General features: G+C 67.5%; 24 protein-coding genes. 11 read left to right on the forward strand and 13 right to left on the reverse strand.

Annotated elements, in window-relative coordinates:
- Positions 1-34 precede the first annotated feature (34 nt).
- The 3 genes from Y958_RS10120 (at position 35) to Y958_RS10130 (ending at position 3,272) form a co-directional block, all read left to right on the forward strand.
- Complete coding sequence (locus Y958_RS10120; protein ID WP_088871882.1) at positions 35-2,413, forward strand: efflux RND transporter permease subunit; 2,379 nt, start codon at positions 35-37, stop codon at positions 2,411-2,413.
- Positions 2,414-2,487: 74 nt separating this feature from the next.
- Complete coding sequence (locus Y958_RS10125; RefSeq protein ID WP_088871883.1) at positions 2,488-2,778, forward strand: type II toxin-antitoxin system TacA family antitoxin; 291 nt, start codon at positions 2,488-2,490, stop codon at positions 2,776-2,778.
- A complete protein-coding gene (locus Y958_RS10130) occupies positions 2,775-3,272 on the forward strand; it encodes a GNAT family N-acetyltransferase (protein ID WP_088871884.1) in 498 nt (165 codons plus the stop codon). The genes Y958_RS10125 and Y958_RS10130 overlap by 4 nt, the downstream gene beginning before the upstream one ends.
- 15 nt (positions 3,273-3,287) lie before the next feature.
- Here the strand turns inward: Y958_RS10130 and Y958_RS10135 are convergent, their stop codons facing one another.
- The 6 genes from Y958_RS10135 to Y958_RS10160 form a co-directional block, all read right to left on the reverse strand.
- On the reverse strand, positions 3,288-3,812 hold the full coding sequence (locus tag Y958_RS10135) for a hypothetical protein (RefSeq protein WP_088871885.1): 525 nt from the start codon (positions 3,810-3,812) through the stop codon (positions 3,288-3,290).
- A gap of 274 nt (positions 3,813-4,086) precedes the next feature.
- Entirely contained in the window at positions 4,087-5,946 is a 1,860-nt protein-coding gene (locus tag Y958_RS10140; RefSeq protein WP_088871886.1) for an autotransporter domain-containing protein, read from the reverse strand.
- Between the two features lie 207 nt (positions 5,947-6,153).
- Positions 6,154-6,528 (reverse strand): c-type cytochrome, encoded by a 375-nt coding sequence (locus Y958_RS10145; protein ID WP_088871887.1) that lies wholly within the window; start codon positions 6,526-6,528, stop codon positions 6,154-6,156.
- Positions 6,529-6,726: 198 nt separating this feature from the next.
- Positions 6,727-7,248: a hypothetical protein gene (locus Y958_RS10150; protein WP_088871888.1), complete on the reverse strand. Its 522-nt coding sequence runs from the start codon at positions 7,246-7,248 to the stop codon at positions 6,727-6,729.
- Between the two features lie 235 nt (positions 7,249-7,483).
- The gene (locus Y958_RS10155) at positions 7,484-8,020 is read right to left on the reverse strand and encodes a hypothetical protein (protein WP_088871889.1); all 537 of its coding nucleotides are present in this window, start codon (positions 8,018-8,020) and stop codon (positions 7,484-7,486) included.
- 5 nt (positions 8,021-8,025) lie between these two features.
- Entirely contained in the window at positions 8,026-8,661 is a 636-nt protein-coding gene (locus Y958_RS10160) for a hypothetical protein (protein WP_088871890.1), read from the reverse strand.
- A gap of 132 nt (positions 8,662-8,793) precedes the next feature.
- Between Y958_RS10160 and gloB the strand changes: the two genes are divergently transcribed.
- The 4 genes from gloB to ychF all read left to right on the forward strand — a co-directional run bounded on the left by gloB (position 8,794) and on the right by ychF (position 11,886).
- Positions 8,794-9,594 carry a hydroxyacylglutathione hydrolase gene (gene gloB, locus Y958_RS10165; protein ID WP_186291150.1) on the forward strand — a complete coding sequence of 267 codons (801 nt, stop codon included), beginning with the start codon at positions 8,794-8,796 and terminating at the stop codon, positions 9,592-9,594.
- A gap of 44 nt (positions 9,595-9,638) precedes the next feature.
- A complete protein-coding gene (locus Y958_RS10170; protein ID WP_088871891.1) occupies positions 9,639-10,244 on the forward strand; it encodes a glutathione S-transferase N-terminal domain-containing protein in 606 nt (201 codons plus the stop codon).
- 3 nt (positions 10,245-10,247) lie between these two features.
- The gene (locus tag Y958_RS10175) at positions 10,248-10,685 is read left to right on the forward strand and encodes a cupin domain-containing protein (RefSeq protein ID WP_088871892.1); all 438 of its coding nucleotides are present in this window, start codon (positions 10,248-10,250) and stop codon (positions 10,683-10,685) included.
- 103 nt (positions 10,686-10,788) lie between these two features.
- A complete protein-coding gene (ychF, locus tag Y958_RS10180) occupies positions 10,789-11,886 on the forward strand; it encodes a redox-regulated ATPase YchF (RefSeq protein ID WP_088871893.1) in 1,098 nt (365 codons plus the stop codon).
- Positions 11,887-12,040: 154 nt separating this feature from the next.
- Here the strand turns inward: ychF and Y958_RS10185 are convergent, their stop codons facing one another.
- Positions 12,041-13,051, reverse strand: a complete 1,011-nt coding sequence (locus Y958_RS10185) for an aldo/keto reductase (RefSeq protein ID WP_088871894.1) — start codon at positions 13,049-13,051, stop codon at positions 12,041-12,043.
- A 136-nt stretch (positions 13,052-13,187) separates the two neighbouring features.
- On the opposite strand from Y958_RS10185, the gene Y958_RS10190 reads away from it, so the two are divergent.
- Complete coding sequence (locus Y958_RS10190; protein ID WP_088871895.1) at positions 13,188-14,099, forward strand: LysR family transcriptional regulator; 912 nt, start codon at positions 13,188-13,190, stop codon at positions 14,097-14,099.
- Here Y958_RS10190 and Y958_RS10195 read toward each other — a convergent pair.
- A complete protein-coding gene (locus tag Y958_RS10195) occupies positions 14,072-14,833 on the reverse strand; it encodes an AraC family transcriptional regulator (RefSeq protein WP_088871896.1) in 762 nt (253 codons plus the stop codon). The two genes, Y958_RS10190 and Y958_RS10195, sit on opposite strands and share 28 nt — an antisense overlap.
- A gap of 106 nt (positions 14,834-14,939) precedes the next feature.
- Here Y958_RS10195 and Y958_RS10200 point away from each other — a divergent pair, with 106 nt between their 5' ends.
- The gene (locus Y958_RS10200) at positions 14,940-15,335 is read left to right on the forward strand and encodes a VOC family protein (protein ID WP_088872582.1); all 396 of its coding nucleotides are present in this window, start codon (positions 14,940-14,942) and stop codon (positions 15,333-15,335) included.
- A 25-nt stretch (positions 15,336-15,360) separates the two neighbouring features.
- Here Y958_RS10200 and Y958_RS10205 read toward each other — a convergent pair whose 3' ends face one another.
- From Y958_RS10205 to Y958_RS10215, 3 genes are all read right to left on the reverse strand, one after another.
- Positions 15,361-16,206, reverse strand: a complete 846-nt coding sequence (locus tag Y958_RS10205) for a tetratricopeptide repeat protein (RefSeq protein WP_186291151.1) — start codon at positions 16,204-16,206, stop codon at positions 15,361-15,363.
- A gap of 134 nt (positions 16,207-16,340) precedes the next feature.
- Positions 16,341-17,054: a tetratricopeptide repeat protein gene (locus Y958_RS10210; protein WP_145727971.1), complete on the reverse strand. Its 714-nt coding sequence runs from the start codon at positions 17,052-17,054 to the stop codon at positions 16,341-16,343.
- A 140-nt stretch (positions 17,055-17,194) separates the two neighbouring features.
- Positions 17,195-17,746 (reverse strand): DUF924 family protein, encoded by a 552-nt coding sequence (locus Y958_RS10215; protein WP_088872583.1) that lies wholly within the window; start codon positions 17,744-17,746, stop codon positions 17,195-17,197.
- Positions 17,747-17,876: 130 nt separating this feature from the next.
- Between Y958_RS10215 and Y958_RS10220 the strand changes: the two genes are divergently transcribed.
- Together Y958_RS10220 and Y958_RS10225 are read left to right on the forward strand one after the other, a co-directional pair.
- Positions 17,877-18,962: a YjgN family protein gene (locus tag Y958_RS10220; RefSeq protein ID WP_088871899.1), complete on the forward strand. Its 1,086-nt coding sequence runs from the start codon at positions 17,877-17,879 to the stop codon at positions 18,960-18,962.
- Entirely contained in the window at positions 18,959-20,026 is a 1,068-nt protein-coding gene (locus Y958_RS10225) for a M48 family metallopeptidase (protein WP_088871900.1), read from the forward strand. The genes Y958_RS10220 and Y958_RS10225 overlap by 4 nt, the downstream gene beginning before the upstream one ends.
- A gap of 77 nt (positions 20,027-20,103) precedes the next feature.
- Here Y958_RS10225 and Y958_RS10230 read toward each other — a convergent pair whose 3' ends face one another.
- Together Y958_RS10230 and Y958_RS10235 are read right to left on the reverse strand one after the other, a co-directional pair.
- On the reverse strand, positions 20,104-20,886 hold the full coding sequence (locus tag Y958_RS10230) for a cytochrome c1 (RefSeq protein ID WP_186291152.1): 783 nt from the start codon (positions 20,884-20,886) through the stop codon (positions 20,104-20,106).
- The gene (locus Y958_RS10235; protein ID WP_004271672.1) at positions 20,886-22,217 is read right to left on the reverse strand and encodes a cytochrome b; all 1,332 of its coding nucleotides are present in this window, start codon (positions 22,215-22,217) and stop codon (positions 20,886-20,888) included. The genes Y958_RS10230 and Y958_RS10235 overlap by 1 nt, the downstream gene beginning before the upstream one ends.
- Positions 22,218-22,229 lie beyond the last annotated feature (12 nt).

Raw genomic sequence — 22,229 nt, forward strand, 5'->3', positions numbered from 1 at the left:
TTTTCCCGGTTCCCCCGTTTCCCCCGAGTGCCCGATGACGTCCCTGCCCCGCTTCCTCGACGCCCTGATCTTCCGCCACCGGCAGGTGGTGCTGGTGCTGTTCGCGCTGGCCACGGCCTTCTTCGCCTGGCAGGCCAGCCACCTGGCGGTGGACACGGCCTATGAGAAGCAGCTGCCGCAAGAACATCCCTATATGAAGACCTTCCTGCAGTATCAGAAGGAATTCGGCGGGGCCAACCGGGTCGTGGTGGCGCTGAGCGTCAAGAAGGGCGACATCTACACGCCGGAATTCTTCACCAAGCTGAAGCAGGTGACGGATGAGGTATTTTTCATCCCCGGCGTGGACCGGGCCAGCGTTACCTCCCTGTTCACCCCCAATGTCCGCTTCATCGAGATCGTTGAAGATGGGTTCAGCGGCGGCAACGTCATCCCGGCGGAGTTCAAGGCCACGCCGGACTGGCTGAACGTGGTGCGCGGCAACGTGCTGAAGTCCGGTCAGGTGGGCCGCCTGGTGGCGGAGGACTTCACCGCGGCCTTGGTCAGCATCCAGCTGCTGGACCGCGACCCCAGCACCGGCGCCAAGCTGAACTACATGGACGTGGCCAAGAAGCTGGAGGCCATCCGGGGCAAGTACGGCGATGACGCGGTGGACATCCACATCATCGGCTTCGCCAAGGCCATGGGCGACGTGGCCGACGGCACGGTGGGCGTCATCGGCTTCTTCGGCGTCGCCTTCGTCATCACCGCCATCCTGGTCTATGTCTACGGGCGGTCGTTCCGCATGACCGCCGTGCTGCTGGCCCTGTCGGTCGTCACCGTCATCTGGCAGTTAGGCCTGCTGGTGCTGATGGGCCTGGCCATGGACCCCATGTCCATCCTGGTGCCCTTCCTGGTGTTCGCCATCGCCATCAGCCATGGCGTGCAGAACGTAGGCACCATCACGCAGGAGATCGGCAAGGGGGCCGACGCCTTCTCCGCCGCCCGCATCAGTTTCCAGCGCCTGCTGGTGCCCGGCGCCAGCGCCCTGGTGGCCGATGCCATCGCCTTCCTGACCATCCGCATCGTCAAGATCCAGATGATCCAGGAACTGGCGCTGTCTGCCTCGGTCGGCATGGTCATCATTGTCATCACCCACCTGATGATCCTGCCGGTGGCCCTGTCCTTCCTAACCTTGGGTGACAGCTACCGCCGCCGCGTTTCCGGCCAGGTGGACCGTTTCGACGCCGTGTGGAAGGTCTTCACCGTCTTCGCCCGGCCCAAGGGCGCCATCCCGGCCCTGATGATCGGCCTGGCCGTCTTCGCCTGGGCGCACCATGAGTCCGGCCGCCGCGTCATCGGCGATGCCGAGGCCGGCGTGCCCGAACTGTGGCCGGACAGCCGCTATAACAAGGATGCGGATTTCATCGCCGCCCATTTCGCCATCGGCGTGGACATCATCCAGGTCATCGCCGAGGCGCCGGCCAATGGCTGCATCGATTACAATGTCGCCTCCCAGGTGGACGACTTCGCCTGGCAGATGCGCAATGTGGACGGCGTGCAGTCCACGCTGTCGCTACCCCAGGTGATGAAGACCGTCAACATGGGCTGGAACGAGGGCAACCTGAACTGGCGGGTCCTGCCCCGCAACAGCCAGGTGCTGGTGCGCGCCGTCTCACCCGTCGAGACCTCAACCGGCCTATTGAACGCCGACTGCTCCGTCATGCCCATCATGATCTTCACCAAGGACCATAGGGCGGAGACCATCGACCGCGTGGTCAAGGCGGTGGAGACCTACAACAAGGCCCATGGCACCGGCGCCAAAGATAAGGGCGCCATCCGCTTTCGCCTGGCCACCGGCAATGTCGGCGTCATGGCCGCCACCAACCAGGCGGTGACGGCGGCCGAGACGCCCATGCTGCTGTGGGTCTACGGCACCGTGCTGGTGTTCTGCGCCCTCACCTTCCGTTCCGTCGTCGGCACCATCGCCACCGTGCTGCCCCTGGTCGTCGTCTCGGTGCTGTGCGACGCGCTGATGGCCGAGCTGAAGATCGGCCTGAAAACCAGCACCCTACCGGTCACCGCCCTGGGCGTGGGCATCGGCGTGGACTACGGCCTCTACATCTTCAATCGTCTGCAATCCTATCTGAAGCATGGCCTGGGCTTCGCCGAAGCCTACTACAAGACCCTGCAGGAAACCGGCAGCTCCATCCTGTTCACCGCGCTGACCCTGGCGGTGGGCGTCGCCACCTGGTCCTTCTCCGCCCTGAAGTTCCAGGCCAACATGGGCGAGCTGCTGACCTTCGTCTTCATCGCCAACATGTTGGGCGCCATCATCCTGCTGCCCGCCATCGCCGCCACGCTCTACCGCCTGTTCCCCCGACTGTTCGAGAGCGAGGTCAAGCGGGCGCAGAAGCGGACGTTTGCCGCGCATTGACCGGGGCTGCGGCGGCCTTTCGTCATGACAATGTCGGGCGGTTTTGCCATACTTGGACGTCAAGGAGATGCCCGATGGCCAAAACCGCCCCGCGTACTCAGAAGCTTGATCTGAGGCTGACGCCCAGCGCCAAGCACACCCTGCAACTGGCGGCCGTCGCCACCTCACGGTCCGTCAGCGAATTCGTGATCGAGAGCGCGCTGGCGCGCGCGGCGGAAACACTGCCGGATAGGACACGGTTCGATCTCGATACCGAGCAATGGCAGGCCTTCCAGGACGCCCTGGATGCGCCGGCAAAGCCCATCATGGAACTCAAGGCGCTTCTGGCCGAGCCCAGCGTGTTCGAGCAATCCCGAGCCAAATGAGCGCACCGCGCATCGAGAAGCTCGGCCGTACCCACGCTGTCGAGGGGTTCGACTGCGGCAAGGAAGCACTCAACCGCTTCCTGGTCCGCCACGCCTTGCAGAGCCAGCAATCCGGCGCGTCCAACACCTACCTCGCCTTGAAGGGCGATCGTGTCGTCGGCTTCTACAGCCTTGCCGTCGGCGAAATCGCCCATGCGGACGCCGGCGAACGTCTGACCAAGGGCATGGCACGCCATCCGGTGCCCGTCATGCTGCTGGCACGGCTCGCCATCGCCGTGGACTGCCAAGGCCAGAAGCTTGGTGCCGGGCTGCTGAAGGACGCGATGGTGCGGACACTGCAAGCGGCGGACCTGGCAGGCATACGCGCTCTGGTGGTCCATGCCAAGGATGACGAGGCCCGTGGCTTTTATGAGCGTTATGGCTTCGCCCCGTCACCCAGCGATATCTATCACCTACACATCCTACTGAAGGACGTGCGACAGACGGTCGCCTGACACTACAAGGCGCTGTCACGGCCCCTTGGGCTGCGCCGCTTCCCATTCCGGGTCCACGGTGCCGCCATCGAAGATGAAGCGCCAGGGGGCGTCCTTGGTGGCGCGGCGCCAGATGGTGACGTAGCGGACGGGTGGACGCTCCACCACGGTGCCGTCGGGCTTTTTGAGGCGGGAGCGGGCCTTGCCCCAGCTGTAGCCCAGCGTGCCGTCGGCCGAGACCGAGGCATCCTCCGGCGCCCATTCCAGCTCCAGCCCCGCTGGGAACAGGGTGGCGAGCGCCGCCCGGTCCACCTTGGCCTGCGGACGGTTCAGCAGGGTGACCTCATCGGCGGCAAAGGCCTGGAAGGCGGCCCCCACGCCCACCTCCTGGGCCTTTGCGGCGAAGGCGCGATCAGTGTCCAGGATGGCCTGAGCGGGGTTGGTCGCGGCGGGGTTAACAGCGGCGGGGTTGCCGGGGCTGGGCAGCGGGCCGGCGCCCATCAGCAAGGGTGCCGCCAGGACGCAGGCGGCCAAGCCCGAGGGGAAACGCAAACGGGACATGATCTTATCCTCCCTCGCGTCGTTATTCTTGGCCACCAGGATAGCAACAAAAGGGGCGCGGGAATATCCCGCGCCCCCAGTCAACCTTGCACTGTTGTTTATGGCCTTATACGTGCGGCATTTGATCGTGACCTCTCAAATGCCCCTCAGGCGCCGGGCGCCAGCATCCGCTGGCTTCTCCTCGGTTTCCAGTTCGCCTTCGGCTCTCCAGAAATCTCCGGCACCCGCAGTCGCGGGCTACAGCGGCACGAGTCACTATCTCGTGCCGCTGGTATTAAAAGCCGACGCGGATGTGGCCCATGACGGCGTGGTCGGTGCGGTCGCCGTTGTCGAACGTCCCCTGGTAGGAGACGGCAACGTTGAAGCCGTTGGCCTGGATGGCGATGCCGCCACCGCCATAGTAGGAGGTGCGCTTGCCGGCCCCCGCGTCCGTCTCCGCCACCTGGCCGCCCGGCAGGGTGGCCTGGAAGACGCGGCCGGAGTTCAGGAACTCATGCTGCACGCCGGCCTGGATCTGCGGCGCCACCACCACGTCGCCCATGACGAAGGGGATGGCTAGCTGGCCGCCCGCCTGGGCGCGGAAGCTTTCGGCGTCAAAGTCCGGCACGCTCAGCGCCAGGGCGCCCGCATCCTTTTCCGTATAGCTGTGGATGCTGGCGCGGGTGTAGCGCAGGCCCGCCGTAGGGCCCAATGCCACATTGCCCAGCGTCACATTGTAGCCGCCGGACAGGCTGGCGCCATAGGTGCTGCCGTTGGGCGTGGCGTTGCCCCAGGGCTGCGGCGCGAAGCCGGTCTGGCGCTGCATCTGGGTGAACTCGTCATAGCCGTAGCTGATCATACCGTCAGCATAGAAGGCGCCCATGTTGGCCGTAGCATAGGCCATCAGGTTGTAGGCGTGCAGTTCGTCCTTGCCGAAGCCACCCTGGAAGCGCATGCGGTTGTCGCCATAGCCCAGGGCGACACCGGTGGTGACATAGTCGGATACCCGATAGTCCACACCCAGGGCGCCGGTATAGCTGTCGTAAGTGTAGCCCATCTGGCCGGCAATGGCGTCGCGGTCGCCGGTGCCGTAGTTGCCATAGAGGAAGATGCCGACGCGGCCGTCGCGGCCCGTCGAGGTGCCGGTCCCCATGCCGCCGCCCACGCCGGCGACAGCGGTGCCGGAGCGGATGCCGTTCAGGCGGGCGCGGACGGAACCCGTCATGCCGTCATCAGCGATGAAGTTCAGCTGCGTGGCCGCGACCGCCGCCTGCGGCGCCTGCAGCACGGTGGTGAGGGTGCCCGCCACATATTCCGCCACCAGGGTGTGGCCGGTGGTGGTGGGATGCACGTCGTCCCAGAACAGCATGGTGTTGATGTTGGCGGGGGTGCAGTAGCCCGTGGCCTTGCCGCCCAGCAGGCAGGAATGGGTGGCGTCGGTGATGCCGTAGGCCGACGGGTTGGCCTGGATCATGCTGAAGATGGTGTTCACGTCCACCAGGATGACCCGGGCGCCACTGGTGCCGTTCAGGCTTTTGGTCAGGGCCAGCACGTCGGCGTTGTGGATGGCGGTCAGCTGGTTGGCCTGCAACGAGGCATCCGCCCCTTCCGCCGAGATGGACGGGGTGTTGCCCAGGTTGGGCAGGTTGAAGACCAGGAAATTGCGGGCGCCGGCAGCGATCAGCTTGTTGGCGCCAGTGCCGATGTTGCCCACGACGGTGGCCGCCTCCGTCGCCGCGTCCACCGATGAACCGCTGGTGGCGTACTGGAAGTAGTCGTTGGCGCCGATCCACAAGGAATACAGCTGGCTGCTGGTGATGGTGGGCTTGGCCGCCAGGAACGCGTTGATCTGGTTCAGGAAGTCGATGGGCCGTTCCGCCGTGGAGCGGGCGCCGCCATAGGCGTAGCTCTTGAACGGTACGCCACCGATCAGCGCGCCCACCTTCTCATCCCACAACGGGCCGTTGGAGAAGCGGCCGTTGTAATAGGGCGGCGGCGGCGCCAGGCCCAGGGGCACCAGATTGCCCGGGTCGCTGAGGCTGTCACCGAAGACGATACCGGCGGAATATTGCTGCGCGTGCGCGGTGAAACCGACGAAAGACGCCATCAGCGCCACCGCCATGGCGGTGGTCGTGCGTAACATCCGGCTGGTCATGGGCTCCCTCTATCCCTTCACGGCGGACCGTTCAGGCGGCCCGCTCGTTCTTGACGCGAGGGCAGAGTCCCACGAAAGCATCCCCCGCCGTCAAGGGCCCAAAAGTCACAAGACGGCGAATGTCACCGGTTGTGTCGTGACGGCAGCAGGTGGGGGATTGCAACGATCCGGCCCCACACTTGGGGGCGAGGCCGGATCCTAAAGCGCTTACTTCAAGCCGGACAGGTAGGCGATGACATCGGCCCGGTCCTGGGCGGAGGGGATGCCGGGGAAGGCCATGCGGGTGCCGGGCACCAGGGCCGCCGGCTTGGTCAGGTAGACGTCCAGCGTGGCGGCGTCCCAGGTCTTGTTGGCGGCCTTCATGGCCGGGGAATAATTGAAGCCGTCCTCGCTGGCCGACTTGCGGCCGACCACACCCCACAGGTTGGGGCCCAGCTTGTCGGCGCCCTCCTTCTCGGCGCTGTGGCAGGCCTTGCAGCGCTGGAACACCTTTTCCCCCTTCACAGGGTCACCGGCCGTCTGGGCGGCGGCGGTGCCAGCGACGGCGATGGCCAGGACGGTGATGGCGGCGGCAATCTTCATGGAACGACCCCTGTTGTTCTTCGTGTGACCACATTTCCCGAAGCCATGCGGGACCCGGGCTGAAGTGGCGCGACGGTAGGGGGCGGCCGATGACGCTGTCAATCGGACGGACTGTCCCGATTCGTAAAAAGGCGGGCCAAATTAGGGGGATAACACAGCCAGGGGAGGACGGCGGCGCGCCGTCCTCCACCCCAGGCTTCAGTCGCCCACATCCAGGGTGGGCTGGCCGGGCAAGGCGCCGCCGTTGAAGCGCCCACCATTGAGGCGACCCCCGTTGAGGCGGCCCATGTGGTCGGCGGCGCGCTGAGCCGCCTGGGCGCCCCGCTGCACCAGGGTGGTCTTGGCGGGCTGGGCCAGGGGCGCCGCATAGACCCGCACCGGGCGGTTGGGCCGCAGGACCCATAGCACCGCCAGGGCCGCAACCGCGCCCACCGCCGCCGGCAGCAGCGAGACGGCGGCGGCTACCAGCCCGGAAACCACGGTCAGGTCGAACAGCATGCCAGGCCGGGCGGGGGTGACCACGTGGGCCAGCAGCACGCCCACGCCGATGACCAGAACCCAGACACCCCACTGGCGGGGGGCGGCGACCGACAGCAGGAAACCGGCGATGGCCAGCATCACCAGGGTGCCGTCCAGACTGGCGGAGGTCAGGTCCCACAAGCCGGCGGCGGCACCGAAGCCGGCGGCCGTCAGGGGGAGAAGGACAGTCTTGAGCAACATGGCGACACGCTGATCCCGAGGGAGGAACATCCGTCCGGTGCCCCCTACCCCGATTGGCAGCTGCCATCGGGGGAAAGGCGTCCGGCGATGGTGCTATTCAACACCGGGATTACGGCGGAAGCCGGGCAACGCTGGGACCATGACGGGGCGATTGCCGCCAAATGCCACGTGTCACCATGCGGCGGCAGCCTCTTGAACAGGCGCCCAGGCCGCCCATGGAGGCGGCCATCGCGGCTCACAACTCCTCGGGATCGGAGGGGTAGGGGTCGCCGCCCTTGACCACGTAGCCACGTTCAGGGGGAAAGCGTTGCAGGGTCTTGGACACGGCCAGCTTGGTGCTGGAGGCCCACACCAGATAGCGCCGGCCCATGCGCCACGACGACACCACCGGCTCCGGCGCGCCGCGCGACACCGTCTGGAAACTGGAATGGGTGATGGTGACGGTGAAGGCGCTGTCGTTGGGCATGCGGCGCTCGTCATAGACGTACAGCAGCGCCTCGTCCGCGCGGCGCGCCTCGGCCAGGCGATCATGCTCGGTGACGCTGCTGCGCAGCTCCTCCAGCTCCGCCGTCATCTTGCGCTCCTCGCGCTTCAAATCCAGGGTCAGCTTGGCCTTGTCCCGCACCGCCTGGAACAGCTCATCCACCTGGCGGCGGCGGGCGCGGGTATCGCGGCGCATGCGGCGGATACGCCGGGCGGTGGAGCTGGCGACCTGCCCCGCGGCGGTGAGGCCGGCAGCGATGCCGAACAGCAGGGAAAAGCTGATGGCCATGGCGCTCAGCCCCGTGGGGCGGAGGTGTCGGCCTCCGCCAGATGGATATCGCCGTCATCCATGCCCGGGCCATCGCCCCCCGGGCCGTCTTGCGAGGGCTCGCGAATCTCGATGATGTGGAAACCCATGGAGTGGGGGTAGTAGCTCTCCACCAGGGTCTTGGCGTCACCGACATTGGGCGCCCAGGCATGGACGTTCTGGGTGCGCGCCCAGCTGCGCGACAGGCCCATCACGTCCTTCTGCTCCATCACCGCGCGCTGCACATGGCGGTTGATCACGGCCGCCACGAAATGGCGCGCGGGCCGGCCGGGGCGGGTAAAGGCGTCCTCCTCCCCCAGCACGCGGATCAACTGGTCGCGCTTGGCCTCCAGGTCGGCCACGCGGCGGGTGGACATATAGTTCTGCCGCCGGGCGGATTTCAGCGCATTGTCCAGGCGGGCCACACGCGGCATGATCTTGCCGCCCCGGTCCTCAAACTTGCGGAACAGGATGTTGGCCTCCTGGAAGCGCTCATCCACCCGGTCCACGCCTTCGCTCATGTGCAGATGCCGCTCAACCAGATGCGAAATGGCCAGGGCGGCGAGGTAGGACAGCCCCGCCACCATCATAAAGATCGCCACCGCCGTCAGCAGATCGCTCATAAGCCCGTTTTTAACCGGATATGGTTGGTGAACTCCCCCACCCGCAAGGCAATCCCGGAGATCGGGGCGCTGTCAAGCGATGGTGGATCCAACCATTAGCATTACCCCCGCCGCTGCGATAGGTTTGCCGCCATGACCCCGCCCGCCCCCACCGCCCCCCGGCGCCTCGACGTGACCCTGGTCCCGGCGCTCAGCGACAACTACATCCACCTGCTGCGCTGCGCCGCCACGGCCAAGGTCGCCGTTGTGGACCCGGCCGAGGCCGCCCCGGTGGTGGCCGCGCTGGAGCAGCGGGGCTGGAGGCTGGACCTGATCATCAACACCCACCACCATGGCGACCATGTCGGCGGCAATCTGGAACTGAAGGCCCGTTACGGCGCCGCCATCGTCGGCCCCGCCGCCGACCGCGACCGCATCCCCGGCATCGACCGCGCCGTCGCGGATGGGGAAAGCTTCACCCTGGGCGCCTGCCCCCTCACCGGCATCGACGTGCCCGGCCACACGCGCGGCCACATCGCCTTCCATGGGGCTGAGGACGCCGTGCTGTTCTCCGGCGACACCCTGTTCTCCATGGGCTGCGGCCGCCTGTTCGAAGGCACGCCGGACCAGATGTGGCATTCCCTGAACCGCCTGCGCGCCCTGCCGGATGATACCGCCGTCTATTGCGGCCACGAATACACCGCCGGCAACGGCCGTTTCGCCCTGACCTTGGAACCGGACAACGCCGACCTCGTGGCCCGCATGGCGGAGGTCACGGCCCTGCGCGCCCAGGACCGCCCCACCCTGCCCACCACCATCGGCGTGGAGCGCGCCACCAACCCCTTCCTGCGGGCCGACCTGCCGGCGCTGGCCGCCGCCGTGGGCCTGGACGATCAGGATCCGGTGGCCGTCTTCACCGAAATTCGCCGCCGGAAAGACAATTTCCGGGGATAAACAATCCTTGGCTCCCCCGCGTCTCTCGAAAGCCTGACCGTCCCATGAAGCTATTCTACAGCCAGACCTCCCCCTTCGTGCGCAAGGCGCTGATGGTCGCCCATGAGCGGGGCCTGGTTTCCCGGATCGAGCTGTCGCCCACCGATGTCTGGTCGCCGGACACGGTGGTGCCCACCCTGAACCCCCTGGGCAAGATCCCCACCCTGGTGACCGATGACGGCATGACCCTGTTCGACAGCCCGGTCATCGCCGAGTACCTGGACAGCCAGGGCACCCAGGGCCAGCCCCTGTTCCCCGCCGCCGGGGCGGAGCGCTGGCGCGCCCTGCGCCAGCAGGCCATCGCCGACGGCATCTGCGACGCCGCCATCCTGCGCCGGCTGGAGGGTTTGCGGCCGGAGAACCTGCGCTCCGCCAACTGGACGGACCGCCAGCGCCAGGCCATGACCCGCGCCGTCGAGCTGCTGGAGGCGGAGGCCGACCAGCTGCAAGGTCTGACCATCGGGACGATCTCGGTCATGATCGCGCTGGCCTACCTGGACCTGCGGTGGGAGTGCGATCACTGGCGCCAGCGGGCACCCAAGCTGGCCACCTGGTTCGCCCAGGCCAGCGACCGGGAGAGCTTCCGCCTGACCGTGCCGCCGCGGGGCTGAGCGATGGACGCTGACGCCATCATCCACCTGCTGGGCCTGCGGCCCCATCCCGAGGGCGGGCACTATGTGGAAACCTTCCGCCATACGCCGGCGGATGGCGGCCGGGGCGATTCCACCGCCATCTACTTCCTGCTGAAGGCGGGGGAGCGGTCGCACTGGCACCGGGTCCGCGACGCGGACGAGGTGTGGCACTGGCATGCTGGCGCGCCCCTGCGGCTGTCCCTTTCCGCCGACGGCGTTACCGCCACCCATCTGACCCTGGGTGCGGACCTCGCTGCCGGGCAGCGGCCCCAGGGCGTGGTGCCGGCCGGCCAGTGGCAGGCGGCGGAGTCCTTGGGTGACTGGACCCTGGTGGGTTGCACGGTGGCCCCGGCCTTCGAGTTCCGCGCCTTCGAGATGGCGCCGCCGGCCTGGGCGCCGGGGGCGGGTCATCCGGCCTGATGGCGGACCCCTGATGGCGGACCTGCATAACGGCGGTTTGCAATCCGGCCGTCTTTGCCCGATAAACGCGGCCAAAGCGGCCCCTTAGACCTAGAGTATTCCCATGGGATTCAATTGCGGCATCGTCGGCCTGCCCAACGTCGGCAAATCGACCCTGTTCAACGCGCTGACCAGCACGGCGGCGGCGGAAGCGGCCAACTACCCCTTCTGCACCATCGAGCCCAATGTGGGCCGCGTCGGCGTGCCCGACCCACGCCTGGACAAGCTGGCGGCCATCGCCAAGTCGCAGAAGACCGTCCCCACCCAGCTGGAGTTCGTGGACATCGCCGGGCTGGTGCGCGGCGCGTCCAAGGGTGAAGGCCTGGGTAACCAGTTCCTGGCCAACATCCGCGAGGTGGACGCCATCGTCCACGTGCTGCGCTGCTTCGAGGACGGCGACATCACCCACGTGGAAGGCTCCATCCACCCCACCCGCGACGCGGAGACGGTGGAGACCGAGCTGATGCTGGCCGACATGGACAGCCTGGAAAAGCGCCTGCCCGCCCTGCAGAAAAAGGCCAAGGGCGGCGACAAGGAATCCAAGATTTTCGCCGACCTGATCGAGCAGGCCCTGGTCGTGCTGCGCGACGGCAAGCCGGCCCGCGTGGTCCAGGTGTCGGATGAGGACCGCCCCTACTGGCGCCAGCTGCAGCTGCTGACCGCCAAGCCGGTGCTGTACGTCTGCAACGTGGAGGAAGCCTCCGCCGCCACCGGCAACAGCCTGTCGGCCCAGGTGGCCGAGATGGCCAAGGCCCAGGGTGCCGTGTCCGTCGTCATCTCCGCCGCCATCGAATCGGAACTGGCCCAGCTGAGCGATGAGGACAAGACCGAGTACCTGTCCTCCCTAGGGCTGGAGGAGCCGGGCCTGAACCGCCTGATCCGCGCCGGGTATGGCCTGCTGAACCTGCTGACCTTCTTCACCGTCGGCCCGAAGGAAGCCCGCGCCTGGACCGTGCGCCGCGGCGCCAAGGCCCCCGAGGCCGCCGGCGTCATCCACACCGACTTCGAACGCGGCTTCATCAAGGCCGAGACGGTGGACTTCGACAGCTACGTCGCCCTGGGCGGTGAGGCCGGCGCCAAGGATGCCGGCAAGCTGCGCATCGAAGGCAAGGAATACGTCGTCCAAGACGGCGACATCTTCCATTTTAGGTTTAATGTTTGATTTCCCTCAGGCGCCGGGCGCGGGCATCCGCCCGCTTGGCTTCCTCGCTGCGCCCTGCGGTACTCGCTCCGGGGCCCGCAGTCGCGGGCCATAATTTCGGTAGCGGAATTAAATGAAAAAGGCGGCCAGGGTGACCCGGCCGCCTTTTGCTTTATCAGCGCTCGCTGTCCAGCGAGGCCATGGCGTGCGCGTTGTAGCGGTCACCGGCGGCGCTGTCCTTGGGCACCGCCCGCTCGATCGCGGCCAGGTCGTCGGCCGTCAGCGTCACGTCCAAGGCGCCCAGAGATTCCGCCAGCCGGTCGCGGCGGCGGGCGCCGATCAGGGGAACGATGTCCTGGCCCTGGGCCAGCACCCAGGCGATGGCGATCTGGGCGACTGTGACGCCCTTTTCCGCCGCCACCCGGCGCAACTCCTCCACCAGCGCCAGGTTGTGGTCCAGGTTTTCACCCTGGAAGCGCGGGCTGTGGGCGCGGAAGTCGGCACCCTTGCCCTGCCCTTTGCTCCAGTGACCACTAATCAGCCCGCGCGACAGCACGCCATAGGCGGTGATGCCGATGCCCAGTTCCCGGCAGGTGGGCAGGATGTCCCGCTCCAACCCGCGCGAGATCAGCGAGTATTCGATCTGCAGGTCGACGATGGGGTGCACGGCCGCCGCCCGGCGCAGGGTGTCCGACCCCACCTCGGACAGGCCGATGTGGCGGACATAGCCGGCCTTCACCAGGTCGGCGATGGCGCCCACCGTGTCCTCGATGGGCACATTGGGGTCCAGGCGGGCGGGACGGTAGATGTCGATATGGTCCACCCGCAGGCGCCGCAGGGTGTAGGACAGCGCGGTCTTCACCGCCGACGGCCGGGCGTCAAAGCCGATCCAGTTGCCGGCCGGGTCGCGCTGGGCCCCGAACTTCACGCTGATCTGCACATCGTCCCGCTTGTGGGACCGGGTGAACCCGGCATCGGCCAGCGCGTCGCCGATTAGCATTTCGTTATGGCCCATGCCGTAGAAGTCGCCGGTATCCAGCAGGACCACGCCGGCATCCGCCGCCGCGTGCAGGGTGGCGATGCTCTCTGCCCGGTCGCTGGGGCCGTACATGTCGGACATGCCCATGCAGCCCAGGCCCAGGGCGGAGGTGGCGGGGCCTTTGGCGCCTAACATACGCTGCAGCATCGTTTTTTCCTCAAATGGCGGGAAGCTTGGAAACGGCGTCGGGCCGTTGGTGAGGTGGACTATGCCGCCGAAGGGACCGCGTGATAATCTGGGCAATCATCAATGTGCTGTTCGATATTTCGAACAATGGTGCCCCATGCCCGCCCCCAATCTCGCCGACCTGGACCTTTTCCTGGCAGTGGCCCGCCACCGCAGTTTCCGCCGCGCCGCCAAGGAACGGGGCGTGGCGCCCAGCACCCTCAGCCTGGCGCTGAAGCGGCTGGAGGAGGATCTGGGCGTTCGCCTGCTGAACCGCACCACCCGCAGCGTCACGCCCACGGAGGCCGGACAGCGCCTGGTGGCACGGCTGGCGCCGGTGTTCAGCGAGGTGGCGGAATCGCTGGACGAGGTGAACAGCTTTCGCGACACGCCCACCGGCCTGCTGCGCCTGAACGTTCCCATCGTCGTGTCCTGGCTGATCCTGACGCCCCTGGTGCCGCGCTTCCTGGCGGCCTACCCCGGCATCACGCTGGAGATCATCGAGAACAACGCCTTCGTCGACGTCTTCGCCCAGGGCTTCGACGCCGGCATCCGCTATGGCGAGGCCCTGGCCCAGGACGTGGTGGCCGTGCCCATCAGCCCGCCGCAGCGTTACGTGCTGGCGGCTTCGCCGGAGCTGATCGCGCGCGAGGGCATGCCCGGCCATCCGCGGGACCTGATCGGCCGCCCCTGCCTGTGCCACCGCTTCGCCGACAGCGCCGTGCAGCCCTGGGAGTTCGAGCGGGGGGATGAGGTGGTGCGCATCCAGCCCGACGGCCGCCTGGTGGGGAACGGCGTGCATATCGCCATCAGCGCGGCGGAGGCGGGTCTGGGCTGGTTCTGCACCTTCGAGGGTTTCCTGGCACCTTCGCTGGCCGCCGGGCGGCTGGTTCCGGCGCTGCAGGACTGGCTGCCCCCCTTCCCCGGCCCCTATCTCTACTACCCCAGCCGCCGTCACGTGCCGGCGCCGCTGCGCGCCTTCATCGACTTCATGAGGGCCCACTATGAGGCGGAGATGGGCGCCCGGTAGCGCGCCGGCGTCACGCCCAGGCGGCGGCGGAACGCGCTGACGAACGCGCTGGTGCTGCTGTAGCCGGCCTCCAGCCCGGCTTGCGTCACCGACAGGCCGGTGCCCAGCAGGCTGGCCGCGTGCAGCAGGCGCAGTTGCTGGCGCCATTCACCGAAGCGCAGGCCCGTCTCCTCCTTGAACAGGCGCTGCAGGGTGCGGGCGCTGGCGCCCACGGCGGCGCCCAACGCCTCCAGGTCCGACTCGTCCGCCGGGTCCTGGCGCAGCCGCTCCGCCAAGGCCAGGGCGCGGCGGTCGCGCGGCCAGAGAAGCGACAGGGGCAGCCGCTCCGCCGCCGCCAGACGATCCATCAGCACGCCGGCCAGCCGCGCCTGGTCCACCTTGTCGGCCCGCAGCATGCCCACCGCCACGACATGCAGGATCAGCTCACGTAGCAGCGGCGCCACGCCCAGCACCTGGCAGCCGGCGGGCATGGTGCCCGTTGCAGCGGCCAGCGCCGGCGCGATGTAGAGGGTGCGCATGGCGACCCCGCCCCGCATCTCCACCGTGTGCGGCGCGCCGGGCGGCAGCCATACCGCCTGGGCGGGCGGCACCAGCCAGGCGACCCCATCGGCCACCACCCGCATGACGCCGCGCGCGGCGTACAGCAGCTGGCCCCACTCGTGTTTGTGACTGTGCAGCCGATGGCCGTCGCTGAAGGTCAGCGCCAGGCTGCGGATGAGGAAAGGATCGGCCATCTTGACGCCTTTGCGACAAAGGTCGTCATCCTAGCGCAAGACGGCCATGGGCCGATACGGCATCATCCGGTCATTCACCACCACGCCCCCTGCCACGGAGGTCCCCATGGCCAACCACCTGCGCTTCTTCGCCGTCCATGCCGAGGATGTGGAGCGCGCCAAGACATTCTATGAGGCGGTATTCGACTGGCGCATCACCCCCTGGGGGCCGCCGGGCTTCTACCTGATCCAGACCGGGGCTGAGGGCGAGAGACATGTGGGCGGCGCGCTGCAGCAGCGGCACGAACCCGTGACCGGCACGGGCATGAAGGGCTTCGAATGCACCGTGGGCGTGGACGATTTGGACGCCATCATGGCCAAGGTCACCGCCAACGGCGGCACCATCGTCATGCAGCCCTACACCATCGACGGGGTGGGCCGCCTGATCTACCTGCACGATACGGAAGGCAACCGGGTCGGCGCCATGCAGTACGACCCGGCCTATGCGGCGGCGTTCTTCTAGTGTGCCCGGACGCCGCGCGCGGCACTTACCAGCTGCTGTTGTCGCCGCCGGAGCTGCCGCTGTCGAAGCTGCTGGACGATGACCCGCCGTCGGACGAGCCACCCCAGCCGTCGTTGGATGATGAGCTGCTGCCGGAATCGTAATCCGGATCGGGGCGGCGGTCGTTCTCGTACACCCGGTTCTCGGTGACGTTGTTGATCACCGTCTCGTGCACCACGGTGTCGCGATGGCCGCCGCCGGCCATCAGCTCGCCCGCCAGCACGCCGGTGAGGAAGCCGGTGCCCAGGCCCGGCTCCTGTACCACCACCGGGGCGTAGCCGGGCTGCCCATAGGCCGGCGGGTAGGGCGGCGGTACCGGTCCAGCGGGAGCGGGACGATAGCCGCCGCCGTAAGCCGGATTGGCGCGTCGAAAGACCAGATAGATGGCCAGGGCCGCCAGCAGCAGGCCGCCCACGACCAGGATGACGGTCAGGCCGCTGTCCCCCTCCGCGCGCGGGGGCGGTGCGGCCTGCACGGCGGCGTGGGATGGCGGCGCGGGTTGGGCCGGGACCGTCTGGGCGGCGGGCTTCAGGAAGGACTGCTCGCGCGCCAGATGCTGCTGGAAGGTGTCGGGGCTACGGGCAAAGTGCAGGCTGGGGTCGATCTTGCGCGCCAGCTCCAGCTCGCCCACCGCGTCCTGATGGCGGCCTTCCAGGCCCAGCACCTCACCCAGGTCGTAATGGGCGCGGGCGCTGTCGCCATGCTCCCGCACCACCTCGCGCAGCATGTGCTCGGCGGCGGGCAGGTCACCGGCATCCACCGCCTTCTTCACTTGCTCCGGCGACGGGGCTGCCATGGCCGCCGTCACCGTCAGCGTGGCGAGAACCGCCATCGCACCACACAGCCGCATTAACATTTTACTGCCCCCCCCGTCTCATGTCACCCGGCATGAAAATCAATAGGATGCTAATGCGTCCCACCGGAACGCGAAAGCTCCACTTACGTGATCCCCGCTCGGCCTCTTTCCTACCAGGTGGAGTTGCCGCCGCTTCCGCCATCGAACGACGACGACGTGGCGGCGCCATCGCTGCTACCACCCCAGTCTCCGCCGCCCGAACCGCCACCAGAGCCAGAGTCGAACGCCAAGCCCGATGACGTACCGGAATCGGTGGTGCCGGTGATGGACAACTGACCGACGATGACGACCTGGCTGCCGCGGCGGCGCTGGCCTCGAACGCCCTCTTTCATCGCGACCACGAAGAACAGGATAGACGTCAGGATTAACAAGGTAACCATGACGAAGATTTGGATCAGGTCCGGATCGATTTGACTTTCCGTTGCCTGGACGACTGGGGAAGAAGGCAAAACGCGGGCCGTCTCTTGGACGACGGGTGCTGGCGGCGGGCTCGGCGCCGGTGGTGGCGGCACCAACGCCAGTTCATGGTCCAGGCGCTCCTGGAAAGCCGCAGGCTTGGCGAAATGCAGGGCGGGATCGATTTGCCGAGACAGCGTCAGTTCCTGGACCGCCTCCAGATGGTGGCCTTCCAGGCCCAACACCTGGCCCAGTTGGTAATGGGCCCGCGCGCTGTCGCCACGACGCCGAATGACTTCGCGCAGTAGGCGCTCCGCCTTGGGCAAATCGCCCGCATCGACCGCGGCCTTCACTTGGCGGGCGCTAGGGATGGCGGCATCGGATGCCGCCCGCGACGGGCAGGGCGTCAGCAGCAGGGCCAATGCCATGGCCATCACCAGAAAAGACCACCGCCCACCCATGCCGCACCTCCAAGTCCAGGAGGCGGACTGTACCATGCGCACTCCGGGTTGTAATGGCATCAACCAACGCCATCATCCCGCCGCTTGCTTGTCTTGGGTTGTGAGCGCTAGAAGCCCGCTCCCGGTTGGGCCAGATACTCTTGCTCCGCAGCTGTGCAGGTACGACCCAGGATGCCGTTGCGGTGGGGGAAGCGGCCGAAGCGGCGGATGACCTCGCGGTGGCGCTCGGCATAGTCCAGGTGCTGGCCGGCGCCGATGCGCTCCGCCACCAGGGCGACGCAGCAATCCTGCAGCACGATCTCCTCCGCGTGCTCGAACGGCAGATAGAAGAACAGGCGCCGGTCCACCGGCTGTTCCAGGTCCTGCGCGCGGGCCACCGCCCGCGTCGCCAATTCCTGCGCCCGCGCGTCGGTGGCGAAGGCCAGGGCGTCGCCCCGGAACAGGTTGCGCGGCACCTGGTCCAGCAGGATCAGCAGGGCCAGCGCCCCGTCCGAGGTATCGGCCCAGGCGTCCAGCACCCCTTCGGCCGCGGCGTGATAGCTGTCGGCCAGCCGGTCGCGGATGCGCGCGTCGATGTCCGCCCCGCCGCTGAACCAATCGCCCGGCGTCAGTTCCCCGAACCAGAAGGCCAGAACCTCCGCTGCCGTCACCACGCCCATGCCGCCCACCCTTGACGAATTGCCAAATCCGCAACATCGCATCCGTTGCGTGTATCGTTTGCCAAAATTTCAGCTACAGTAATGACGCGGCCCTACCGGGGAACAGGCCGCGCTATCGCATGGGGGAACAATGCCTGACTCTGTCGATGTGTCCAACGCCGCGGACAGCCCAGCGCATGGTGGTTCGCACGCCTTCCGTTTCCACGGCACGGGCCGTGAGTATTTTCCGATCTGGATCGTGAACCTGCTGCTGACCATCGTTACCCTGGGCATCTATTCGCCCTGGGCCAAGGTCCGCAGCCAGCGCTATTTCCATGAGGCGACGGAGCTGGCGGGCGCTCGATTCGGTTATCATGCCCGCCCGCTGTCCATCCTGATCGGGCGCATCATCGTCCTGGTCCTGTTCGTGCCCTACGCCATCCTGGCCAAGATCCAGTCGCCCTACGCGCTGGTGTACGTCCCCGTCCTGCTGGTGGCGGGCCCTTGGATCATCGTCAAGGCGCTACGCTTTCGCCTGCGCGTCACCTCCTACCGGGGCGTGCGCTTCAGCTTCTCGCATGAGGCCGGCGTCATGGCCGGGGCTTACATCAACTTCCTCGGCCTGCCCATCCTGGGCGGCATAACCCTGGGCCTGCTCTATCCCTACGTCCTGCACCAGCAGTACCGCTGGATGGTGGACAACAGTCGCTATGGCGCCACGCCGCTGCGCATGGCGCCCGCTGTGGGCCGTTTCTACCTGCTGGGCCTCATCCTGGCCGCGGCTCTCCTGGCGTTCGCCGCCGCGGCGTTCGCCATGCTCTATCCCTTGATGGACGCGGTGGCCAATCACCGGCCGGCGCCGGCCAGCGCGCAGATGGCCCCCTTCCTGATGTTGGTGCTGTACGCCGGGCTTTTGCTGGTGACCCTTCTGGTCGCCCTGTGGCTGGCCAAGACGGTGGTGCAGCGCCTGTCCCTGGCGGACGTCACCCTGTCCGCCGGCTGGCAACTGGGCCCGGTGCTGTGGCTGTACGTCAGCAACGGCCTGCTGCTGCTCTTCACCCTGGGCTTCGCCTACCCCTGGGTCCGCTGCCGCACTGCCCGCTATGTGCTGGAACATCTGACGGTCCACGCCCCGACGGGACTGGACAGCTTCGTCGCCGGTGCGCAGAGCGACGCCGGCGCGTTTGGCGACCAGGCGGCGGCCTTCTTCGACATCGACGTCGGGATCGGTTTTTGACGGCCGACGCCCCACACGCCACCGGGACGGGCCGGCTGTACCGCGCCGGCCTGTCGCGGGCGGAGACGGTCACCGTGCGCGCCGGCCCCCAGGGGCTGGTCCTGTCCGGCACGGACGGGGATGAGGCGCGCACGGTGCCACGGCATACCCTGACCATCGTCCCGCCGATCGGCGGCGACTGTTGGCGGTTCGACTTCGCCAATGGCGACACGCTGGAGGTCATCGGCGGCGGCCCGCTGGCAGCGGCGCTGGGCCACAAGCCCGGCCTGCTGTCCCGGCTGGAGGGGTCGTGGCACCTGGCGCTGGCCAGCGTGCCCGTGCTGCTGGGCCTGGGGGCCGCCACCTGGTACTGGGGCGTGCCTAAGGCCGCCGACCTGGCGGCGGCGCACACACCGCCCTGGGTGGAGCGCAAGCTGACCGACGCCGGGCTGGCCCTGATCTTCCGGGATGAGAAGGAGCGGACGACCGTCGACCCCGTCCGCCAGCAGCGGTTGACCAGCATCCTGGCCGACATGGTGGGTGCCCAGGATGGCGAGGCCTACCGCCTGCATTTCCTGAACAGCCCCCTGATCGGTCCCAACGCCTTCGCCCTGCCCGGCGGCGACATCATCGTCACCGACCAGCTGCTGAAGATCCTGGACGATGAGGAGGTGGCGGCCGTGCTGGCGCATGAGGTGGGCCACGTGCGCCACCGCCACGGCCTGCGCCTGGCCTTGCGCGCCAGCGGCCTGTCCGTACTGGCCGCCGTGGCCGTGGGCGATGCCAGCACCGCCGGCCATTTCCTGGTGGGGGCGCCCGTGCTGTTGCTGAACCTGCGCTTTACTCGGGAATTCGAGGCGGAGGCCGACGCCGACGCCCTGGCCTGGCTGTCGCGGGACCCGGGCTCACACGGCCCCCCTCGCAGCCCCTGCGCCTTCGCCCGCGCCCTGCGCAAGATCGTGAACAGCCCGGAGGTGAAGCAGGCGGCGGCCATCGCCGGCCACATCCCCAGCTGGCTGGCCACCCACCCCATGACGGAGGAACGGCTGCGCCCCTTCGACGCCGCCTGCCCCGCCAAGATCTGATCGATATCACGCCAAACAGGAAGGGCGCCCCGGTCATCCCGGAGCGCCCCTTTCATGCCCTGATGGGGGAAACCGGCTTAGTGCTGGTCCGCCCACACGGCGCGCTTGGCGGCATAGAGGATGCCGGCCAGCACGATCAGGAAGATCATGACCTTCAGGCCCATCTGGTGGCGGGCCTCCAGGTTGGGCTCGGCCGCCCAGGCGAGGAAGGTCGCCACATCCTTGGCCTGCTGCTCCACCGTGGCCTTGGTGCCGTCGGCGAAGGTCACGCCGCCGTCCGACAGGGGCGGCGGCATGGCGATGACATGGCCGGGGAAGGCCTTGTTGTAGTTGCCACCCGACGGGACGGTGAAGCCGGCGGGGGCCGGTTCGAAGCCGGTCATCAGGGCGACGATGTAATCCTCACCCCCCTTGCGCGCCTTCACGATCAGCGACAGATCGGGCGGGGCCTTGCCGCCGTTGGCGGCGGCGGCGGCCTTCTCGTTGGGGAACGGGGCCTTGAAGTGGTCGGCCGGCACGCCCTTGCGGGTGAACATCTCACCCTCGTCATTGGGCCCGTCGGTCATGTCGTAGCCGGCGGCGATGGCGGTGATCTCCGCCTCGTTGTACCCCAGCGCGCTGAGGTTGCGGTACGACAGCAGGTTCATGGAATGGCAGGCGGAGCAGACTTCCTTGTAGACCTGGAAGCCGCGCTGCAGCGCCTTGCGGTCGAAGGTGCCGAAGATGTTGCTGAAACCGCGGGTGACGCCACCGTGGCTCCATTCGTTCTTCGGGTACTCCATCTCTTCGCTGGCGACCGCGGGGGCGGCCGCAGCGACGGCGACGAGACCGGCGAGGATCAGGGACCGAAGACGGCGCATCAGGCTTTCTCCATCGGCTTGGCGGTAGCACCGGCGGCCGAGGCCCCACCGCCCAGAACGGGCTTGGCGATGCTGGCCGGCAGCGGCAGGGGCTTCTCGATCAGGCCGACGAACGGCAGCGACAGGAAGAAGCCGAAGTATACGAGGGTGGCGAACTGGCCGACATAGACCAGCGGGATTTCCAGGCCGCCCAGGTGCCAGGCGGCGTCGGCCGTCTGAGCGCCCACGTACATCAGCAGGAAGAAGGCGACCAGGAAGGCCAGGATGCCCTTCTTGAAGATGGGACGGAAGCGGGCGCTGCGCACCGGCGAGGTGTCCAGCCAGGGCAGGATGAACAGGATGGCGATGGAGCCGAACATGGCGATGACGCCGCCCAGCTTGGCCTCGATCAGCTTCAGCCCGGTGAAGGGGATGGAGATGTCGAAGGTGATGGAGCGCAGGATCGCGTAGTAAGGCAGGAAGTACCACTCCGGCACGATGTGCGGCGGGGTCACCATCGGGTTCGCCTGGATGTAGTTGTCCGGCTCACCGAAGAAATTGGGGGCGTAGAACACGAAGGCGGCGAAGATGGCCAGATACACCACCGTGCCGAAGCTGTCCTTCACCGTGTAGTAGGGGTGGAAGGGCAGCGTGTCCTGCGGGCCCTTGGGCTCCACCCCCAGCGGGTTGTTGGACCCGGTGATGTGCAGGGCCGCGACATGCAGGAACACGACGGCGGCGATGACGAAGGGCAGCAGGTAGTGCAGGGCGAAGAAGCGGTTCAGCGTCGGGTTGTCGACGGAGAAGCCGCCCCACAGCAAGGTCACGATGTCCTGGCCCACCAGCGGCAGGGCCGAGAACAGGTTGGTGATGACGGTGGCGCCCCAGAAGCTCATCTGGCCCCACGGCAGCACGTAGCCCATGAAGGCCGTGGCCATCATCAGCAGGAAGATCACCACGCCGATGATCCACAGCAACTCACGCGGCTTCTTGTAGGAACCGTAGTAGAGGCCGCGGAAGATGTGGATGTAAACGGCGATGAAGAAGAACGACGCGCCGTTCATGTGGATGTAGCGGATCAACCAGCCGAAGTTCACGTCGCGCATGATGCGCTCGACGGAGTTGAAGGCCAGGTTGGTGTTGGGCGTGTAGTGCATCGCCAGCACGATGCCGGAGACGATCATCGTCACCAGCATGATCATGGCGATGGCGCCGAAGTTCCAGAAGTAGTTGAAGTTACGCGGGGTGGGAAACACCCCGTATTCCTTCTGGATCATCGTGAAGATCGGCAGCCGCTGGTCGAGCCAGTTGACCACCGGATTCTTGAAAGAGGATGAAGGGCCGTGAGCCATTTCTCGCTCCCT

It is taken from the genome of Nitrospirillum viridazoti CBAmc (assembly GCF_000730165.1).
GTDB lineage: Bacteria > Pseudomonadota > Alphaproteobacteria > Azospirillales > Azospirillaceae > Nitrospirillum > Nitrospirillum viridazoti.

Excerpts from the sequence above, each read along its gene's own strand:
- Y958_RS10120 (WP_088871882.1), top strand. The coding sequence starts at position 35 with ATGACGTCCCTGCCCCGCTTCCTCGACGCCCTGATCTTCCGCCACCGG.
- Y958_RS10125 (WP_088871883.1), top strand. The coding sequence starts at position 2,488 with ATGGCCAAAACCGCCCCGCGTACTCAGAAGCTTGATCTGAGGCTGACG.
- Y958_RS10130 (WP_088871884.1), top strand. The coding sequence starts at position 2,775 with ATGAGCGCACCGCGCATCGAGAAGCTCGGCCGTACCCACGCTGTCGAG.
- Y958_RS10135 (WP_088871885.1), bottom strand. The coding sequence starts at position 3,812 with ATGTCCCGTTTGCGTTTCCCCTCGGGCTTGGCCGCCTGCGTCCTGGCG.
- Y958_RS10140 (WP_088871886.1), bottom strand. The coding sequence starts at position 5,946 with ATGACCAGCCGGATGTTACGCACGACCACCGCCATGGCGGTGGCGCTG.
- Y958_RS10145 (WP_088871887.1), bottom strand. The coding sequence starts at position 6,528 with ATGAAGATTGCCGCCGCCATCACCGTCCTGGCCATCGCCGTCGCTGGC.
- Y958_RS10150 (WP_088871888.1), bottom strand. The coding sequence starts at position 7,248 with ATGTTGCTCAAGACTGTCCTTCTCCCCCTGACGGCCGCCGGCTTCGGT.
- Y958_RS10155 (WP_088871889.1), bottom strand. The coding sequence starts at position 8,020 with ATGGCCATCAGCTTTTCCCTGCTGTTCGGCATCGCTGCCGGCCTCACC.
- Y958_RS10160 (WP_088871890.1), bottom strand. The coding sequence starts at position 8,661 with ATGAGCGATCTGCTGACGGCGGTGGCGATCTTTATGATGGTGGCGGGG.
- gloB (WP_186291150.1), top strand. The coding sequence starts at position 8,794 with ATGACCCCGCCCGCCCCCACCGCCCCCCGGCGCCTCGACGTGACCCTG.
- Y958_RS10170 (WP_088871891.1), top strand. The coding sequence starts at position 9,639 with ATGAAGCTATTCTACAGCCAGACCTCCCCCTTCGTGCGCAAGGCGCTG.
- Y958_RS10175 (WP_088871892.1), top strand. The coding sequence starts at position 10,248 with ATGGACGCTGACGCCATCATCCACCTGCTGGGCCTGCGGCCCCATCCC.
- ychF (WP_088871893.1), top strand. The coding sequence starts at position 10,789 with ATGGGATTCAATTGCGGCATCGTCGGCCTGCCCAACGTCGGCAAATCG.
- Y958_RS10185 (WP_088871894.1), bottom strand. The coding sequence starts at position 13,051 with ATGCTGCAGCGTATGTTAGGCGCCAAAGGCCCCGCCACCTCCGCCCTG.
- Y958_RS10190 (WP_088871895.1), top strand. The coding sequence starts at position 13,188 with ATGCCCGCCCCCAATCTCGCCGACCTGGACCTTTTCCTGGCAGTGGCC.
- Y958_RS10195 (WP_088871896.1), bottom strand. The coding sequence starts at position 14,833 with ATGGCCGATCCTTTCCTCATCCGCAGCCTGGCGCTGACCTTCAGCGAC.
- Y958_RS10200 (WP_088872582.1), top strand. The coding sequence starts at position 14,940 with ATGGCCAACCACCTGCGCTTCTTCGCCGTCCATGCCGAGGATGTGGAG.
- Y958_RS10205 (WP_186291151.1), bottom strand. The coding sequence starts at position 16,206 with ATGGCGGTTCTCGCCACGCTGACGGTGACGGCGGCCATGGCAGCCCCG.
- Y958_RS10210 (WP_145727971.1), bottom strand. The coding sequence starts at position 17,054 with ATGGCATTGGCCCTGCTGCTGACGCCCTGCCCGTCGCGGGCGGCATCC.
- Y958_RS10215 (WP_088872583.1), bottom strand. The coding sequence starts at position 17,746 with ATGGGCGTGGTGACGGCAGCGGAGGTTCTGGCCTTCTGGTTCGGGGAA.
- Y958_RS10220 (WP_088871899.1), top strand. The coding sequence starts at position 17,877 with ATGCCTGACTCTGTCGATGTGTCCAACGCCGCGGACAGCCCAGCGCAT.
- Y958_RS10230 (WP_186291152.1), bottom strand. The coding sequence starts at position 20,886 with ATGCGCCGTCTTCGGTCCCTGATCCTCGCCGGTCTCGTCGCCGTCGCT.
- Y958_RS10235 (WP_004271672.1), bottom strand. The coding sequence starts at position 22,217 with ATGGCTCACGGCCCTTCATCCTCTTTCAAGAATCCGGTGGTCAACTGG.